The sequence below is a fragment of the Bradyrhizobium sp. 164 genome, from assembly GCF_023073715.1.
Classification (GTDB): domain Bacteria; phylum Pseudomonadota; class Alphaproteobacteria; order Rhizobiales; family Xanthobacteraceae; genus Bradyrhizobium.
In genome coordinates this window covers 114,430-131,000 of record NZ_JADPKA010000050.1, presented here as the reverse complement: position 1 = coordinate 131,000, position 16,571 = coordinate 114,430, and the positions used below count along the sequence as shown (strand labels likewise).

Sequence of the window (16,571 nt, the reverse complement as noted above, 5' to 3'; positions counted from 1 at the left end):
GTTCACTCCGCTGCGCGCGAATGCACGCTGCCGTGGCTGCGATCGAGATCGCGCGAGAGCAGCCGTCCCGCAGCGCCCGAGGCGCGGCTGACGAGCTCGAGATAGCCTTTCGTCACGCGCGCGAAATGGTTGTAGATGATGACGGCGGGGATCGCGGCGACGAGACCGATTGCGGTGGCGAGCAGCGCCTCGGCGATGCCGGGCGCGACCACGGCGAGGTTCGTGGTCTGCGACTTCGAGATGCCGATGAAGCTGTTCATGATGCCCCAGACCGTGCCGAACAGGCCAACGAAGGGCGAGGTCGAGCCGATGGTGGCGAGCACGCCCATGCCGATGCGGATGCGGCGCTGTTCCGCGCGCACGATCTCGGCAAAGCTCGAAGCGGCGCGCTCCTTGATGCCGGCATCGCTTGACAGGCCGGCCGACATCCGCGCCTCACGCAGGGCCGCCGTCAGGAAGGATGGCAGGATGCCCTCCTTAGTGCCGAGCGCCATCTGGGCTTCCGCGAGCGAGCGCGCCTCTGCGGTCTTCTTCAGCGCCGAGCGCAGCTTGGTGGAAGCAACCGACAGCTCGATCGACTTTGCGATGAAGACGGTCCAAGTCACCAGCGAAGCAAAGGCGAGCCCGATCATCACCGCCTTCACGATGACGTCCGCCGACATGAACATCACCCAGGGCGACAATTCCTTCATGGCCGGCGCGATGGCGGCCGCTGCATCGGGCTTGGCGGTCGAAGCGGCGGTCGCGGGGGGCGCCGTCGCAGCAGCGGGCGCGGTTGCGGTCGAAGCCGAAGGTGCCGGGGCAGCAGGTGCGGTAGCCGCTGGCGGCGCACCGGCCGGGGCCGGCTGAGCCGTCGATTGCGCCGGCGCCGGCGGGGTTTGTATCTGGGCGGAAGCAGGAGATGCGAGCCAGGCGGCGGCCAGCATCGCGGCGGCGGCAAGGCTGGCTTGGAAGGTCATGATCTTCATACTTCGGCCCAGTAGCGAATGAGGTTGTGATAGATACCCGTCAATTTGACCGTTTCGGGATCGTCACGCCCGAGCCGTTCCACCAGCGCCTGAATCGCGGTGTCGAGGTCAAAGATCATGCTTCGGGCTTGATCGTCCCGTACCATGCTCTGAAGCCAGAGGAAAGACGCAACCCGCGTTCCCCTCGTCACCGGAGTGACCAGATGGAGGCTGCTCGAGGGATAGAGCACGCAGTCGCCGGCTGGCAACTTGACTTCGTGCGATCCGTAGGTGTCCTCGATCACAAGTTCGCCACCGTCGTACTCTTCCGGCTCGGCGAGGAAAAGCGTGACCGACAGGTCTGTGCGGATGCGAAGGCCGGTCAGGCGGTCGCCGCGGATCGCATTGTCGACGTGCAGGCCGAAATGGTGACCGCTGCTCGCCGCATAGCGGTTGAACAGCGGCGGGAAAATCTGGAGCGGGATTGCCGCCGCGATGAAGCGCGGGTTCGACGTCAGCGCCGAGATGATGCGGTTGCCGAGCTTGCGCGCGACTTCGCCATCCGGCGGCAATTGCTCGTTGCGCTTGACCATCGCCGACTGCGCGCCGGCGGTGGAGCGGCCGTCCTCCCAGTCGCTGGCATCCATGATGCGGCGGAAATCCGCCACATCATCCTTGCTGAGAACGCCAGGCAGGCACGTCAACATGATCAGAACTTCGCTGTCGTCACGATGTAGAACGCCCGCCCCGGCGCGACCGCCACGAACGGTACGTTGCTGCGATAGAATGAGTCGTAATAGAGCTTGTTGGTCAGGTTCTGCGCGTAGAACTTCATGGTCCAGTTCTGGTCGATCTTCTTCTCGACGAAGGCATCGAAACGCCAATAGCTCGGCAGCTCGTTGGTGTTGGCCGCGAACGTGCCGCCATAGACTTTCGAGCGGTACACCGCCTGGCCGCCCAGTTCCCAGCCGCCGTCGAACTTGTACTTGGTCAGCATGCTGAACGACTGGTGGGCAATATTGGCAAGCTGAAGGCCGATATTGGAGGGGATGTTGCTCTGCGTAACCTTCGACTGCATCAGCACCAAGCCGCCGAAGATGCTCCAGCGGTCAGTGATCTTGCCTTCGGCCTCGATGTCGATGCCCTGGATGCGGTAGGCCGCATTGGAGGTGAGCAAGCCCGCGGCATTGGTCTCGCGCGCATTGTCCTTGGTGGTCTGGAACAGCGCGCCGGTCACCAGCAGGTGGCGATCGGCGAGCTCCCATTTGGTGCCGAGCTCGATCGCCTTGTTGCGTTCGGGCCCGAGCAAGACGGCCGTGTTGGGCGGAACACCACCGTAATCGGTAGCGGTCGCATCAAGCTCTGATCCGAACGGATTGGCAGAGGTTGCATAAGCCGCATAGAGGCTGCCGATCGTCATCGGCTTGTAGACCAGGCCGACGTTGTAGTTCACCAGGTCGGCGTTCTGCTTCAGATAAGCCGCGTTGGTCGACGAACTCTGGCTATAGCCGTCGTAGCGGACGCCGCCATTGACGATGATCGTGTCCTGCCAATTCGCGGTGTCCATGACATACACGCTGCTGGTGTTGACGCCATAGCGCGTCGGATTTCCAATTAGCGACGGTATACCGAAGGGAATGTAGGTGAACTGGGGGGAGTAAAGATTGACGCCCTGGACAGCACCGTTGCTCGTGAATCCGGAGCCGGACAGTTCCGACGCAAGGCCGGCATAACGGTCGATCGAGATGTTCTCGTTCGAATATTCGACGCCGAACACCGCGGTGTGCTTGACGCCTCCTGTGTCGAGCTTGAACGTGGCCTCGTTCTGATTGGCCCACACGTCCACGTTCTGGTAGCGGCTCTGTGCGCTCGCCGTCGTGGTCCAGAGCAGCCGGTTGGGGCTGGTGGTATTCGGGTTCTGCGGCAGCGTGCCGATGTAGTTGAGCAGTGAATGCTCGCCGCGCACCTTGCTGGTCAGCGTGATGGCTTCGTTGACCTTGTACTCGATCGTGCCGGTGCCGAAATCCTGCCGCGCGGTCTGGAAGTCGCGCTTGAGGAAGCCGTACCAGTTTTCGCGCGGAATGCCGGCCGAGGTCACCGGCACGTTGCCCTGCTTGTAATAAGGCACGCCGAAATCGGGATAGCCGCTGAGGTCGGTATGGACGTAGTTCGTTGTGATCTTGATGTCACTGGTCGGAGTGTACTTCGTCGAGATGAAGCTGCCCCAGCGATTATCGGTCACGTAGTTGCGCCCGGCGACATTGGCGTCCTGGAACAAACCGCCCGCACGCACCGAGAAGGTCGGATCGATGACCTGGTTGACGTCGAGCGTAACGCGCTTGGTCTGATCGGTGCCGAACTCGCTGTCCATCCGCTTGAAGTTGACGTCGCCGGCCTGCTTGGTGACGATGTTGATCGCGCCGCCGGCGGTGCCGCGGCCGGCGTAGGAGGATGCCGGTCCGCGCAGAATCTCGATCTGCTCGGTGAAGAAGTTCTCGCGGATGGACACGGCGGGATCGCGGATGCCGTCGATGAAGACGTCGTTGCGCGCGTCGAAACCGCGGATGAAGAAGCGGTCGCCGAACGCGTTGCCGCCCTCGCCCGAGCCCAGCGTGACGCCCGCGGTCGAACGTCCGATCTCCTTCAGCGTCGTCGCGTTCTTGTCCTCGAGCACTTCCTTACTGAGCACCGTGATGGTCTTGGGCGTGTTCAGCATCTTCTCGGGAAACTTGCCGGAAGCCTGGACGTGGTCGACCTTGTACGGCGCCGCCGGATCGGAATACGGATTGCGGTCCACTTCGCCCGCGGGGACGGAGGGCGCAGTCTGCTGGGCTGCCTGCTGCCGCTGCGCGGCGCGGCGAAGCGCGTTGCGGGCGCGGACCTGCTCCGGCGAAGGCTTCGAGGCCACCGGACGCGGACGTTGGACCGGAGCATCGACCGTCACCGGCGGCAGGTTCGACTGCTGTGCTTCTGCGCCGCTTGACACCGACGCCACCGCAATCAAGCTCGCGACTGCTGAAACCTTCTTGCCGGAAATGCCAGCGGACTTCTCATCCATTGAGTTGAACGCTACGACCGAACGCAACGACTTCGGTGCGACCACCTGCCCCATTACCAAACGCCCCATCTTCCTGTTCGCTCATTCACTTCGATGAACGATGGGCTGTGGTATCGGCCACAAAATAGCGGGTCAATGCGAGCACGCCGCGAGAACGCTTGAATAGGTCCAGATCAAAACGATTCTAAACTGCTGTTTGAAATCATTCTAACCAAAGATTGGAGTCGTTCTAAAACGAGCGCGAAAACGCCGCGAAATCGGCGTCGTGCTCGTGGCATCAGTCGCTGCTCGGCGGCTTCATCAGCGAGAACAATTCGTCGACAGTTTTCTGCGCGACCGCACGCACGCGATCGGTGTTGCCCATCCCCGCGATGTTGACGCCGTTGACGACGGCTTTGATCTCGTCGCGGAAGTCGGTGAGAAAGCGGAAGGGATCGCGCTGCTCGTTGGCGACGCGCGCGATCAGCCCCGTGATCAGAATCTGACACGCGATCAGCTTGCCGTTCAATTCGTCCATCGCTGCGCTCCATTCGTGGCGGCGCCGATATGACCGATGCTGATTTTCCTGACAACCGAAACGGGCTGCGCGCGATTTAGAACCCTTCTCGTGACCTGCCGACCTGGTGGCTTTCCGCGTTGTCCCCCAGCGCCACACACACGGCGTCCGGGGCATTGGGCAGCGCTCGCACGCGGATCGTTCGAGTCGGAAAAAAGCAGCATTGCACACCGCCGCGCCAGACTGCTGCATGGGGTGCAAAGCTTTCCAATTGTTTAGGATTCTCGACCGATAGTGCTGTTTACACTTAAACTTGGCGTGTATTATACAAGCGCGCTGGAACCCTATGATTGCCCCATAATTCGTAGCTTGGGGGCACGAGAGCCGCCGAGCCGATATGAAAAAAACACGGCCGATCCTCTGGATTCTGATTATCGCGGCCGTGGGCTCCGCGAGTTACTATGGTTGGCAGAAATTCGGCTCGCCTGGGGCCGGAAAGACCCAGACAGCCGAGAAAGCTCCGCCCCGGCCGCAGCCCGTCCCGGTCAGCGTTGCCCCGGTCCAGAAGACCGACTTTCCGGTCTATCTGACCGGTCTCGGCACGGTTCAGGGCTTCAACACCGTCCAAGTCCGCAGCCGGGTGGATGGTCAGATCGACAAGCTCGCCTTCCGCGAAGGCCAGATCGTCCAGCAAGGCGAGCTTCTGGTCTCGATTGATCCCCGCCCCTATCAAGCCGCCCTCGATCAGGCCAAGGCCAAGAAGGCGCAGGACGAGGCAAACCTCGCCAACGCCAATCTCGAACTCCAGCGCGCTATGAGGCTCGGCGAATTCGCAACCGCACAGCGGGTCGATACCCAGCGCTCCACCGTCGCCCAGCTCACCGCCCAGATCGCCGCCGACGAAGCAGCGATCGCCAACGCCCAGACCCAGCTCGACTACACCCAGATCAAGGCGCCGATCACGGGCGTCGCGGGGCTGCGCCAGGTCGACATTGGCAACATCGTCAACGCATCGACGCAGACCGGCATCGTCACGATCTCGCAGGTCGAGCCGATCGCCGTGATCTTCACGGCACCGGAAGACCAGCTTCCCTATATCAGCGAAGGCCAGAAGGCCGGCGCGCTCAAGGTGATCGCCTTCACCACCGACGGCAAGAAGACGCTGGCGGAAGGTAAGCTCGCCGTCATCAACAACCAGGTCGACGCGAGCAGCGGGACTATTCGGCTCAAGGCGGTGTTCGACAACAAGGACCACTCGCTGTGGCCGGGCCAGTCGGTTTCGACGCGTCTTCTGGTGCGGACGCTGAGGGATGCGACCGTCGTTCCCGATGATGCAGTCCAGCATTCGACCAACGGCCTGTACGCCTATACCGTCAATCAGGACAACAAGGCCGAAGTGCACAAGATCAAGGTCAGCTATGGCATCGATGGACGTTCGGTCATTGATGAAGGCCTCACGCCCGGGCAGCAGGTCATCACCGGCGGTCAGTTCAAGGTGCAGCCTGGAAGCCTCGTCTCGACAGCGGTGGCGAGCTCGGATCCGGCCCAGAACAAGGTGCGACAGGAATGACCGAGGGCGGGATTTCGGCACTCTTCATCCGTTATCCCATCGGCACCTCGCTGCTGATGGCCGGCATTCTCTTCGTCGGCCTCGTCGCCTATCCCCTGCTGCCGGTTGCGCCGCTGCCGCAGGTGGACTTCCCGACCATCCAGGTCACCGCCAACCTGCCGGGCGGCAGCCCCGAGACGATGGCCTCGTCGGTGGCGCAACCGCTCGAGCGGCAATTCGCCCAAATTCCCGGCATCGCCCAGATGACCTCGACGAGCTATCTGGGCACGGCGTCGATCACCATCCAGTTCGACCTCAATCGCAGCATCGACGGCGCCGCCAACGACGTTCAGGGGGCGATCAACGCCGCCAGCGGCCAGCTCCCGAAGAACCTGCCCTCGCCGCCGACCTACCGTAAGGTCAACCCTGCGGACGCCCCGATCCTGCTGCTGTCGGCCACCTCCGAGACACTGCCGCTGACCAGCGTCAGCGACGCCGTCGACGCCCAGCTCGCCCAGCAAATCAGCCAGCTCTCCGGCGTCGCGCAGGTCTTCATCGGCGGCCAGCAGAAGCCGTCCATCCGCATTCAAATCGACCCGGCGAAGCTCGTCGCCAAGGGCCTGTCGATGGAGGACGTCCGCAGCCAGATCGCCATTACCACCGTCGACAGCCCGAAGGGCAATATCGACGGGCCCAAGCGCGCCTACACGATCTACGCCAACGACCAGCTCACCCACGCCAAGGACTGGAACGACGTCATCATCGCCTATCGCAATGGCGGCCCCTTGCGAATCCGCGATATCGGCCAGGCGGTCAGCGGCGCCGAAGACGCCAAGCAGGCGGCCTGGGCCAACGGCAAGCGCGGCGTGTTCCTGGTGATCTTCAAGCAGCCCGGTGCCAACGTCATCGACACTGTCGACCGCATCAAGGCCACCCTACCCAGGCTGGTGGCCGCTATTCCGCCCGCAATCAAGATCGAGCTGATCAGCGACCGCACCACCACGATCCGTGCCGCGGTCGAGGACGTCCAGTTCACGCTGCTGCTGACCATCGCGCTCGTGGTCATGGTCATCTTCATCTTCCTGCGCAGCTTCTGGGCCACCGTCATTCCCACGGTGACGGTGCCATTGGCATTATTGGGTGCGTGCGCCTTGATGTGGGTGGTCGGCTATTCGCTGGACAATCTGTCGCTGATGGCGCTCACCATCGCGGTCGGATTCGTGGTCGACGACGCCATTGTGATGCTCGAGAACATCACCCGCTATATCGAGGAAGGCGAATCCCCGCTCGCGGCGGCCTTCAAGGGCTCCAAGGAAATCGGTTTCACCATCGTCTCGATCAGCATCTCGCTGGTCGCGGTGCTGATTCCCCTGCTGCTGATGGGAGGCATCATCGGGCGCCTGTTCCGCGAATTCGCCGTAGTGCTGGCGATGACGATCTTCGTCTCGATGTTCGTGTCGCTGACGCTGACGCCGATGATGGCCTCGCGCTTCCTGCGCGCGCATGGCGAGGTGACCCACGGCAAGTTCTACCAATGGAGTGAGCGCGCCTTCGACGGCATGTTGCGCGGCTACGAATATGTGCTCGACCACGCTCTGGCCTGGCGCCGCACCACGCTCGCGATCTTCTTCGCCACGCTTGGATTGTCGATTTACCTGTTCATTCTGATCCCGAAGGGCTTCTTCCCGCAACAGGACGTCGGCTTGATCACGGCCACGTCCGAAGCCTCGCAGGACATTTCTTTCAAGGAGATGCTCAGACGCCAGGAGCAGCTCGGCAAGATCATCCTGGCCGATCCCGACGTTGCGAGCGTTGCCATGGCGATCGGCGGCAGCGGACGCGCCGGCAACAATGGCGCCCTGTACATCACACTGAAGCCTCGCGATATGCGCGAGGCATCGGCTCAGCAGATCATCGCGCGCCTGCGTCCGCAGTTCGACAAGGTCGAGGGCGCCCGTCTTTACATGCAAGCGGCCCAGGACGTCCGGCTCGGCGGCCGGCCGACCCGCACGCAGTTCGAGTTCACCCTACAGGACGCCGATCTCGCCGAGCTCAACGACTGGGCACCGAAGATCCTCGCCAAGATGCAGACGTTGCCGGAGCTGCGCGACGTCGCGACGGACCAGCAGACGCAGGGCACCACGGTCCAGCTCAAGATCAACCGCGACACCGCCTCGCGCTATGGTATCCAGCCGCAGATGATCGACGACACGCTGTATGACGCCTTCGGCCAGCGGCAGGTCACGCAGTATTTCACCCAGCTCAACACCTACAAGGTGATCCTCGAGATCCTGCCCGAGATGCAGGGCGATCTCGAAAGCCTGAACAAGCTCTATTTGAAATCGCCGCTGACCGGCGAGCAGGTGCCGCTGTCGACCTTCGCGACCTGGACCACCGATCCGGTCCGCCCGCTCTCGATCAGCCATCAGGGTCAGTTCCCGGCGATCACGATCAGCTTCAACCTCGCGCAAGGCGCCGCGCTTGGCCAGGCCACGGAAGCCGTGCAGCGGGCGATGACCGAGCTCGGCGCGCCGCCGACGCTGAATTCGAGCTTCCAGGGCACCGCGCAGGCGTTCCAGCAATCGCTCGGCACCGTGCCGCTGTTGATCCTCGCCGCGCTCGTCGTGGTCTACCTGATCCTCGGCATCCTCTACGAGAGCTATATCCATCCGATCACCATCCTGTCGACCCTGCCCTCGGCCGGCGTCGGCGCGCTCGCGATCTTGATGGCGGCCGGCTTCGACTTCAGCCTGATCGCGCTGATCGGCATCATCCTGCTGATCGGCATCGTGAAGAAGAACGGCATCATGATGGTCGACTTCGCGATCGCCGCCGAACGCGACGAACACAAGACGCCGGAGCAATCGATCCGCCAGGCCGCGCTCCTTCGCTTCCGGCCAATCATGATGACCACGATGGCCGCGCTGCTAGGCGGCGTGCCGCTGATGCTCGGCCACGGCACCGGCGCCGAGATCCGCCAACCGCTCGGCTACGCCATGGTCGGCGGCCTGATCGTCAGCCAAGCGCTGACGCTGTTCACCACGCCGGTGGTCTATCTCTATCTCGACAAGCTCAACAACTGGTTCTCCACCTGGGGCCGTTCGGGTGACGGCGAAGGCGACGAGGCGCCCGAGCACAGCACCGTCAAGCAAGCCGCCGAGTAAGCTTGCACCGCACCTCTCGCGACGCTACAGCGGGACTCACGGTTCACGCTAACGCGGTTTCGCCATGTTCATGCAATCCAGACTTGTCGCCCTCGCCGCTGTCTTGTTGTCGACCAGCGCTGCGTATGCCCAGCAGGGCGCCAAGAAGAACGCCGCTCCGCCTACCTCGACCGCACATCCCGCGCCTGTCCCGACGCAAGCGCAGGCGGACGGCGCTCCGGGCCAGCCCGGTTGGATCGTGCGCTGCACCAGCGCGAGCCGCGACGCGCCGCTCGAATGCGCAATGGAGCAGAACGCTGTACTGACCAAGACCGGCCAGACCGTCATCCTGATCAACATCCGCATCGCGCCCGACACCCGCACGCCGATCGCGCTGCTGCAATTGCCGCTCGGCCTCAACCTGCCCGTCGGCGCCAAGCTCCAGGTCGACGAGGGCAAGACGTTCGATCTCGAGATCCAGACCTGCGAGAACCGCGGCTGCTACGCCTCGACGCCGGTCGCGCCGGATCTGCTCGCCGCCTTGCGGGTGGGCAAGCAGTTGAAGGTTTCCTTCCAGAACATGGCCAAGGAAACGATCGCGATCCCGATGCCACTCAACGACTTCGCCGCGGCCTACGACAAGATCAAGTAACGAGCGCCGTCAGGTCGCGATGTCGCCTGCCCGAAGCAGCGTCGAGAAGCCGCCATAGATCATGCGCTTGCCGTCGAATGGAATGTCGGTGCACTTGAGCCGCGGGTCCGCCATCACCTTCTTGTTGATGGCATCGCGGGTCTCCCGGTCGCGGTAGACGATCCAGGAGAAAACCACGATCTCGTCCTCCTTCGCCATGACCGCGCGCGGAAACGAGGTGAGCTCGCCATAGGGAACGTCGTCACCGATGCATTCGACATAGTCGAGCGCGCCGTGCTCCAGCCAGAGCGCGCAGGCGGTCGTCGCCAGCGCCTTGTAGGCCTCGATCTTGTCCTTCGGCACGGCCAGCACGAAACCATCGACATAGGGCATCACGGATCTCCTTCGGTTGTGTGTGGTCCGAGGACGATGGGGCGCACTGCGATCCGACACGAAACGCGATTTTCAGATGAGGCAAACGGTCGCGATCGATGGTGCCGTCAACGAATTTTGGTCCCTGCCGCAGAGAGGCCGGGGGGTTAAGTCTGGGAAAAAGCGCCCGGAATTGGCTGGGGAACCTGGATTCGAACCAAGACAAACAGAGTCAGAGTCTGTTGTGCTACCATTACACCATTCCCCACCGGAATAGTCGAACAAATTCAAGGACTTGTCGACTTGCTCGACCGTGGCCGGAAGCGCGTTTGGCGCAAATCACGGCTCAGGCGTGGCAGCGTTCTACCCGCTCGGCTCTGGGCTGGCAAGCGCTGCGGTACTGGGTTGTCTCGACGGGCGATGGCACGAGAGGTCGGAGTCCGCGGCGACAAGGACCGCGCCCGACCGCATGAGGCGATCGGGTCACGGTCCGGCCCGCAGACGTCTCGAACGTCGCCAGCGCCTTAGGCGCTTAGTCCAGCTTGATGTTCGCGGCTTCGATCACCTTCTTCCACCGCTCGGTCTCGGAGACGATGTAGGCCTTGAAGGGCTCGGAATCCACCGCGACCGCGGTGGCGCCGAGTTCGGCCATCTTCTGCACCGTCTCCGGCTGCTGCATGAAGACGCGGATTTCGGCCGAGAGCTTCTCGACGATCGGCTTCGGTGTGCCTGATGGCACGAAGAAGCCGTGCCAGGCCACGGCCTCGAAGCCCGGCAGGAATTCGGCGACGGCGGGCACTTCAGGATCGAAAGTGGCGCGTTTCGGCGTTGCGGTCGCAAGCATCGCGAGCTGGCCGGTCTTCACTTGTGGCAACAGCAGCGGCACGTTGTCGAAGGCGAGATCGATCTGGCCGCTCAACAGGTCAGTTAGCATCTGGCTGGAGCCCTTGTAGGGTACGTGCACCATCTTGGTGCCGGTCATCTGCTGAAACAATTCGGCTGCCAGATGCTGCGAGGTGCCGACGCCGGCCGAGCCGAACGAGACCTTGTCCGGATTGGCTTTCAGATAGGCGATCAGCTCCGGCACGGTGCGCGCCTTGATCTTGTTGGGGTTCACGACAAGCACATTGGGCACGACGCTGATCTGGGCGACCGGCGCAAGATCCTTGTCCGCCTGATAGCTGAGCTTCGGCCCGTAGAGCGTGGGGTTGATTGCGAGCGCAGACGTGCTAGCAAGACCGAGCGTGATGCCATCCGGCGCCGACCTCGCTAACCGCGTCACGCCGAGGATCGAGCCGGCGCCGCCGACGTTCTCGACCACGAAGGGCTTGCCGAACTTCACCTGCAAATCGTTGGCGACCATGCGCGCGAAGATATCCGCGGTGCCGCCGGCGGCGAAGGGCACGATCACCGTCACCTGCTTGGACGGATAACCGTCCTGGGCCTTGGCCGGCGACGCCGCCAGCAGCATGAGTGAGGCAAGAACAAGCCACAGCGATCTCATCGAAGTTTCCTCTGTTTTCAGTGTTGTTGATTGGCTGCCGCGAACGAGCGGCGGGGATGGCTAAAGCGTGATGCATCGCGCTTTAGGTTTTTGTTTGAGCATGATCGTTTCGGAAACCGCTACACACTTTTCCGGATCATGCTTTAGAACGCGACCTCATACATGTGCAGGATCGCATCCCGGCTAAGATCGCGCGGATTGTTGTCGAGCAGGCGGCGAATGGCGTACGCCTCGTCGGCCATCACGCCGAGGTCGTCCCTGGACACGCCGAGCCCCGACAACCGCATCTCGATACCGAGATCGGCGCAGAACTTGTAGGTTGCGTCGAACGCCAGCTTTGCATCGCCCTGCTTCGGCAATCCAAGCGCCTGGAGCACCGCGACGGTCTTCGCCTCCACGGCCGGCATATTGAAGGCCAGGGTGTGCGGGAAGATCACCGCGCAGGCAAGCCCATGCGCCACATGGTGACGCGTGCCGAGCGGATACGCGACCGCATGGCCGGCGGTCGTGTTCACCGGTCCCAGGCAATAGCCGCCATAGAGCGAGGCCAGCGCCAGGCCCGCGCGCGCCTTGCGATCGCCACCATCGGCCACCGCCCGCTTGAGATACAGCCCAACCAGGCGCGCGCCTTCGAGCGCATAGAGGTCGATCATCGGATGCGCCTTGCGGCTGGTATAAGCCTCGACGCAATGCGCCAGCGCGTCGACGCCAGTCGCCGCAGTGACCTCCTTCGGCACGGTCATTGTCAGATCCGGATCGACGATGGCAATGTCAGCCAGCATGACGCGGCTCTGCACCGCCTGCTTGTTCTGGCTCACGGGGTCGGTGACGAGCGCGCGGGTGCCGGCTTCGCTGCCAGTGCCCGACGTGGTGGGAATCTGCATCAGCGCCACGTTGCGGCTGGCCACTTTCTCTGACCCGACGATGTCGGCGAAAGCCACGTCGCTCGTGCACATCACCGCGACCAGCTTGGCCAGATCCATCGCGCTGCCGCCGCCGAACCCGACGACGAGATCGGGCTTGGCGTCGCGCGCCATGGCAACAGCCTTCTCGAGATTGGGCAAGTCCGGCTCGGGCTTCACATCGCCGAACACCTTCACTGAGCCCGGCAACGCAAGCGTATCGACGCGTTGCGCATTGAATGGGTCCGAGATCACCAGCGGCCGTTTGGCGCCGATCCGCTCGGCGAAACGCGCTGCGGCGGCGATTGTACCGCAGCCGAACTCGATCGCAGTCGGGCGGAGGATTTCAATGGGCGTGAAGGCGTTGGTCATCGTGTTCGATCTCATGACTTGGATGCGGAAGCGCCTGCGGCCAGCCGCTCGGCATAATCGATGGCCTCGATCAGGCTGTGCTCGTTGGCTATGCCCTTGCCGGCAATGTCGAAGGCGGTGCCGTGATCGACGGAGGTGCGGATGATCGGCAGGCCTAGCGTGATGTTGACGCCGGAGAGCTCCTGCCAGCGGCCGGTCGCGGGATCGACCTGGAAGCCGAGCAGCTTGACCGGGATGTGGCCCTGGTCGTGATACATCGCGACCGCGGCATCGTACTGGCCGGCGCGCAGCTTGACGAAAATGGTATCGCCAGGCACGGGGCCGACGACGTCGAGACCGTCGGCGACCGCCCTGGCGATCGTCGGCGCCGAGACGTCGATGTCCTGCCGGCCGAACAGACCGCCCTCGCCGGCATGCGGGTTGAGCGCAGCGATCGCGATCTTCGGCCGTTCGATGCCGAGCCGGCGCAGCGCGCCATCGGTGAGGTCGATCACCATGCGCAGGCGCTCCGGCGTCAGGCGCTTCGGCACGTCCTCCAGCGCGACATGGGTCGAGACATGGCTGACGCGCATGTTGCCATGGGCCAGCAGCATTACCGAGCCGCGCACGCCGGTGAGATGTGCGAGCATCTCGGTATGTCCAGGAAAATGATAGCCGGCCCTGTTGAGCGCTTCCTTGTTCAGCGGCGCCGTGACGATGGCGGCGGTGCGGCCCGCCTGCGTCAGGCGCACGCCCTGCTCGATCGCTTTGTAGGCAAAGCGGCCGCCATCGGCGCTGAGCACGCCAGGCCTGATCGGGTCGCCCTCGACGTCGGCCTGAAGAAAACAGAGATTGGACCAGTCGGGGTCCTCGACACTGACTTCGGGAATGGCGACATTGGCGCCGAGTGCCGCTCTCGCGCCATCAAGCGCCGCGCCGCTGCCGATGATCAACAGGCGCAGATCGCCCTTCGTGATCCGGTCCTTCAGCGCGACGCAAGCCTTGACGATGATCTCCGGCCCGATCCCGGCGGGATCACCCATGGTGATGGCAAGATGACAAGAGGTCATGTCGGGCTCCCCATATTGAGCAAATGATTGTCCCGGAGTAGATCGCGCCAGAGCTCGCTTGGTCCGAATGCACCGGATTTCGAGATGACGTCGACGCCGGCCCAACGGCCGCCCTGCAAGATCGAGCGCGGCAGTCCCGGCACAATACGTCCCGTCACCTGGAGCGCATGCGCGCCAAGGGCAACGCACGCCGCCTTCAGGGTCTCGCCGCCGGCAACGATCAGCGTGCCCGGAGGTTCGAGCGCCGCGATCAGTGCCGACATTTCGCGCGCAATCCGCCGCGCCGCCTCGGCGCGGGCCAGGCCCTCGGCGAGAGCGAATTTGACCAGTGCCACGCCGTCATCGGCAAGCTTGTGCCGGACAGGCGCCGCGCTCCCGCCTTCCGCAAGTGCGATGGTTGCCGCGCCGCACGCGGCCAGCTGAGACGCAGTCGCAGGCTGATCCGAGCCGAACAGCCCCAGCACCGGCAGCTTCAATTGGCCCGGCGCCTCGGCGCGATGGCTGCGGGCGAGCGCGCCGGCGAGCCCACCGCTTCCGCACCACAGCACAGGCCCTGGCATCCGCCGTCCCATCTGGACGATACGATCGAGGTCGATATCACTTTCGGCATCGAAAACCTGAACGCCGCCCTGCGATAGCGTATCGGCCCCGCCCTGCCGCGCCTCGATGTCTTCCTGCCGCAGCTCGGTCAGGAGATTGTCGCCGACGCGATGCCACTCGCCTTGTAGCGTGCGCGCGAATTGCTGGCCATCCACGGTGCGGCGCCCCTGATAGTCGAAGGCGGGCGCGACTACGCAGGACGCCCAATCGCCGCTATGCAGGCAGGCGCCGAGCTCGGCCGCCCACGCGCCACGAAGGAGACTATCGACCTTCTTGTAGGCGATCGTCGCCCCGCGGAGCTGCGGCGCCAGTCGTCCAACGATCTCGACGCTCTTGGCTTTCGACCGCTCGCGGGTACCGCTATCGATCGCGAGGCTCCGACTGTTCGGTACTGCAGGCGCAGGTAGCCAGGTGACGTCGAACGGCCCGCACAGACCGACGAACTCCGCCGCGGTGTCGAGTGCACCGGAGAGATCGTCGGCAAGCAGGCGGACGCTCGTCATCGTCGCGCGCCTCCGGCACTAAAGATCTTGCCCGGATTGATCAGTCCATTCGGGTCGAGCAAGCGCTTGATATCACGCATCAGCTCGATGTCGAGGGGATCAGTAACGCGAGCGAGGCGGCCGCAATTGGTGATGCCAATGCCGTGCTCGGCACTGATGGCTCCGCCCTGCGCGGCGGTCTCGTCGTCGACGATCTCGTTGATCTCCGCCACCAGCGCGGCCGTGGCAGCGCCATCCTGGCAACGCGCGCGGTCAATCAGGGCGATCACGTGGATGTTGCCGTCGCCGATATGGCCGTGCATCACGACGCGCGCATGCGGGACGGCGGCCTTGATCCGGGCTTCGACATTGGTCACGAAGGCCGCCTGCCTCTCCAGCGGCACCACGCTGTCATGCGACACGACATAGCCGCTGCGCTTGTTGCCTTCGGACACGCTGTGCCTGACCACCCAGATCGCCTTGGCTTGCGCAAGGTTGGACGCGAAGATCACGTCTTCAGCGAGCCCGGCCTCCATCGCTGCCGCGAGCACCGTGGCGAGCGGTTCGTCGAGGTCAACGCCTGCGAGCGTGTCGGTCAGTTCGACGATCAGATACCAAGGCGTCGTCAGCTCGAATGGGATCGTGACATGCGGCACGGTCTGCGCAATCGCTTCGATTTGCGAGCGCGACATGATCTCGAGGCTGCCGAGCCGGTCGCCGACTGTGCCGCGCAGGCGCTGCATGATCTCGAGCGCCTGCTCGACGCCTTGCAATTTCAGCAGCGCCAGCGCGAAGCTGCGCGGCGGTGCAAACAGTTTCAGGACCGCCGCCGTGACGATGCCGAGAGTGCCTTCTGCGCCGATGAAGAGCTGCTTGAGCGCGTAACCGGTGTTGTCCTTGCGCAGCGCGCGCAGGCCGTTAAAGACACGCCCGTCGGGCAGCACGACCTCGAGCCCGAGGACCAGATCGCGTGTCGGTCCGTAGCGCAGCACGGCCGTGCCGCCGGCATTGGTGGAGATGTTGCCGCCGATCTGGCAGGAGCCCTCGGCACCCAGACTCAAGGGAAAATAGCGATCGACGCTACGGGCTGCGTTCTGCACCTCGGCGAGGATACAGCCAGCTTCCACCGTGATCGTGTTGGCGAGCGGGCTGACGTCGCGCACGGCCCGCAGACGGTCGAGCCGGATCACGACATTGCCCGCACGATCGTCCGGCGTCGCGGCCCCGCACATGCCTGTGTTGCCGCCCTGCGGCACGATCGCGAGCTGCCTTGCCGCGCAGTATTTGACGATTGAGGCGACCTCGGCGGTCGAGGCGGGCTTCACCACCGCGATTGCGCGACCGTGATAGCGACCGCGCCAGTCCACCACATAGGGCTCATGGTCGGGTCCGGACGGGATGACGTGCTTGTCGCCGACGATGTCAGCGAGCCCGGGCAGCGCATCCTGGAAGGAGTCGGACATCGG

Annotated in this window: 13 protein-coding genes and 1 tRNA gene; 3 read left to right on the top strand and 11 right to left on the bottom strand. The window is 63.8% G+C overall.

What is annotated here, in order from left to right:
- Positions 1-2: 2 nt before the first annotated feature.
- The 4 genes from exbB to IVB01_RS17885 all read right to left on the bottom strand — a co-directional run bounded on the left by exbB (position 3) and on the right by IVB01_RS17885 (position 4,522).
- Positions 3-968, bottom strand: coding sequence for a tonB-system energizer ExbB (gene exbB / locus IVB01_RS17900; protein WP_247276904.1), 966 nt, complete (start codon positions 966-968; stop codon positions 3-5).
- Entirely contained in the window at positions 965-1,654 is a 690-nt protein-coding gene (locus IVB01_RS17895) for a Fe2+-dependent dioxygenase (protein ID WP_247276903.1), read from the bottom strand. Before IVB01_RS17895 ends, exbB begins: the two co-directional genes overlap by 4 nt.
- Before the next feature lie 2 nt (positions 1,655-1,656).
- Positions 1,657-4,059 carry a TonB-dependent receptor gene (locus tag IVB01_RS17890; RefSeq protein ID WP_247276976.1) on the bottom strand — a complete coding sequence of 801 codons (2,403 nt, stop codon included), beginning with the start codon at positions 4,057-4,059 and terminating at the stop codon, positions 1,657-1,659.
- Between the two features lie 223 nt (positions 4,060-4,282).
- A complete protein-coding gene (locus IVB01_RS17885; protein WP_247276902.1) occupies positions 4,283-4,522 on the bottom strand; it encodes a hypothetical protein in 240 nt (79 codons plus the stop codon).
- A 376-nt stretch (positions 4,523-4,898) separates the two neighbouring features.
- On the opposite strand from IVB01_RS17885, the gene IVB01_RS17880 reads away from it, so the two are divergent.
- The 3 genes from IVB01_RS17880 to IVB01_RS17870 all read left to right on the top strand — a co-directional run bounded on the left by IVB01_RS17880 (position 4,899) and on the right by IVB01_RS17870 (position 9,845).
- On the top strand, positions 4,899-6,071 hold the full coding sequence (locus IVB01_RS17880) for an efflux RND transporter periplasmic adaptor subunit (protein WP_247276901.1): 1,173 nt from the start codon (positions 4,899-4,901) through the stop codon (positions 6,069-6,071).
- The gene (locus IVB01_RS17875; protein WP_247276900.1) at positions 6,068-9,214 is read left to right on the top strand and encodes a multidrug efflux RND transporter permease subunit; all 3,147 of its coding nucleotides are present in this window, start codon (positions 6,068-6,070) and stop codon (positions 9,212-9,214) included. Before IVB01_RS17880 ends, IVB01_RS17875 begins: the two co-directional genes overlap by 4 nt.
- Positions 9,215-9,278: 64 nt before the next feature.
- Complete coding sequence (locus IVB01_RS17870; RefSeq protein WP_247276899.1) at positions 9,279-9,845, top strand: invasion associated locus B family protein; 567 nt, start codon at positions 9,279-9,281, stop codon at positions 9,843-9,845.
- A gap of 9 nt (positions 9,846-9,854) precedes the next feature.
- Here the strand turns inward: IVB01_RS17870 and IVB01_RS17865 are convergent, their stop codons facing one another.
- The 7 genes from IVB01_RS17865 to IVB01_RS17835 all read right to left on the bottom strand — a co-directional run bounded on the left by IVB01_RS17865 (position 9,855) and on the right by IVB01_RS17835 (position 16,568).
- Complete coding sequence (locus IVB01_RS17865; RefSeq protein ID WP_247276898.1) at positions 9,855-10,217, bottom strand: DUF1428 family protein; 363 nt, start codon at positions 10,215-10,217, stop codon at positions 9,855-9,857.
- Between the two features lie 173 nt (positions 10,218-10,390).
- Positions 10,391-10,464: transfer RNA gene (locus IVB01_RS17860), tRNA-Gln, on the bottom strand.
- Positions 10,465-10,728: 264 nt separating this feature from the next.
- Positions 10,729-11,700: a tripartite tricarboxylate transporter substrate binding protein gene (locus IVB01_RS17855; RefSeq protein WP_247276897.1), complete on the bottom strand. Its 972-nt coding sequence runs from the start codon at positions 11,698-11,700 to the stop codon at positions 10,729-10,731.
- 143 nt (positions 11,701-11,843) lie between these two features.
- Positions 11,844-12,974 (bottom strand): iron-containing alcohol dehydrogenase, encoded by a 1,131-nt coding sequence (locus tag IVB01_RS17850; RefSeq protein WP_247276896.1) that lies wholly within the window; start codon positions 12,972-12,974, stop codon positions 11,844-11,846.
- 11 nt (positions 12,975-12,985) lie between these two features.
- Positions 12,986-14,023 carry a 4-hydroxythreonine-4-phosphate dehydrogenase PdxA gene (gene pdxA, locus IVB01_RS17845; RefSeq protein WP_247276895.1) on the bottom strand — a complete coding sequence of 346 codons (1,038 nt, stop codon included), beginning with the start codon at positions 14,021-14,023 and terminating at the stop codon, positions 12,986-12,988.
- On the bottom strand, positions 14,020-15,126 hold the full coding sequence (locus IVB01_RS17840; RefSeq protein WP_247420197.1) for a four-carbon acid sugar kinase family protein: 1,107 nt from the start codon (positions 15,124-15,126) through the stop codon (positions 14,020-14,022). The genes pdxA and IVB01_RS17840 overlap by 4 nt, the downstream gene beginning before the upstream one ends.
- Positions 15,123-16,568: an FAD-binding oxidoreductase gene (locus tag IVB01_RS17835; protein ID WP_247276893.1), complete on the bottom strand. Its 1,446-nt coding sequence runs from the start codon at positions 16,566-16,568 to the stop codon at positions 15,123-15,125. Before IVB01_RS17835 ends, IVB01_RS17840 begins: the two co-directional genes overlap by 4 nt.
- Positions 16,569-16,571 lie beyond the last annotated feature (3 nt).

Coding starts and splice junctions, on each gene's coding strand:
- exbB (WP_247276904.1), bottom strand. CDS start 968: ATGAAGATCATGACCTTCCAAGCCAGCCTTGCCGCCGCCGCGATGCTG.
- IVB01_RS17895 (WP_247276903.1), bottom strand. CDS start 1,654: ATGTTGACGTGCCTGCCTGGCGTTCTCAGCAAGGATGATGTGGCGGAT.
- IVB01_RS17890 (WP_247276976.1), bottom strand. CDS start 4,059: ATGGGGCAGGTGGTCGCACCGAAGTCGTTGCGTTCGGTCGTAGCGTTC.
- IVB01_RS17885 (WP_247276902.1), bottom strand. CDS start 4,522: ATGGACGAATTGAACGGCAAGCTGATCGCGTGTCAGATTCTGATCACG.
- IVB01_RS17880 (WP_247276901.1), top strand. CDS start 4,899: ATGAAAAAAACACGGCCGATCCTCTGGATTCTGATTATCGCGGCCGTG.
- IVB01_RS17875 (WP_247276900.1), top strand. CDS start 6,068: ATGACCGAGGGCGGGATTTCGGCACTCTTCATCCGTTATCCCATCGGC.
- IVB01_RS17870 (WP_247276899.1), top strand. CDS start 9,279: ATGTTCATGCAATCCAGACTTGTCGCCCTCGCCGCTGTCTTGTTGTCG.
- IVB01_RS17865 (WP_247276898.1), bottom strand. CDS start 10,217: ATGCCCTATGTCGATGGTTTCGTGCTGGCCGTGCCGAAGGACAAGATC.
- IVB01_RS17855 (WP_247276897.1), bottom strand. CDS start 11,700: ATGAGATCGCTGTGGCTTGTTCTTGCCTCACTCATGCTGCTGGCGGCG.
- IVB01_RS17850 (WP_247276896.1), bottom strand. CDS start 12,974: ATGACCAACGCCTTCACGCCCATTGAAATCCTCCGCCCGACTGCGATC.
- pdxA (WP_247276895.1), bottom strand. CDS start 14,023: ATGACCTCTTGTCATCTTGCCATCACCATGGGTGATCCCGCCGGGATC.
- IVB01_RS17840 (WP_247420197.1), bottom strand. CDS start 15,126: ATGACGAGCGTCCGCCTGCTTGCCGACGATCTCTCCGGTGCACTCGAC.
- IVB01_RS17835 (WP_247276893.1), bottom strand. CDS start 16,568: ATGTCCGACTCCTTCCAGGATGCGCTGCCCGGGCTCGCTGACATCGTC.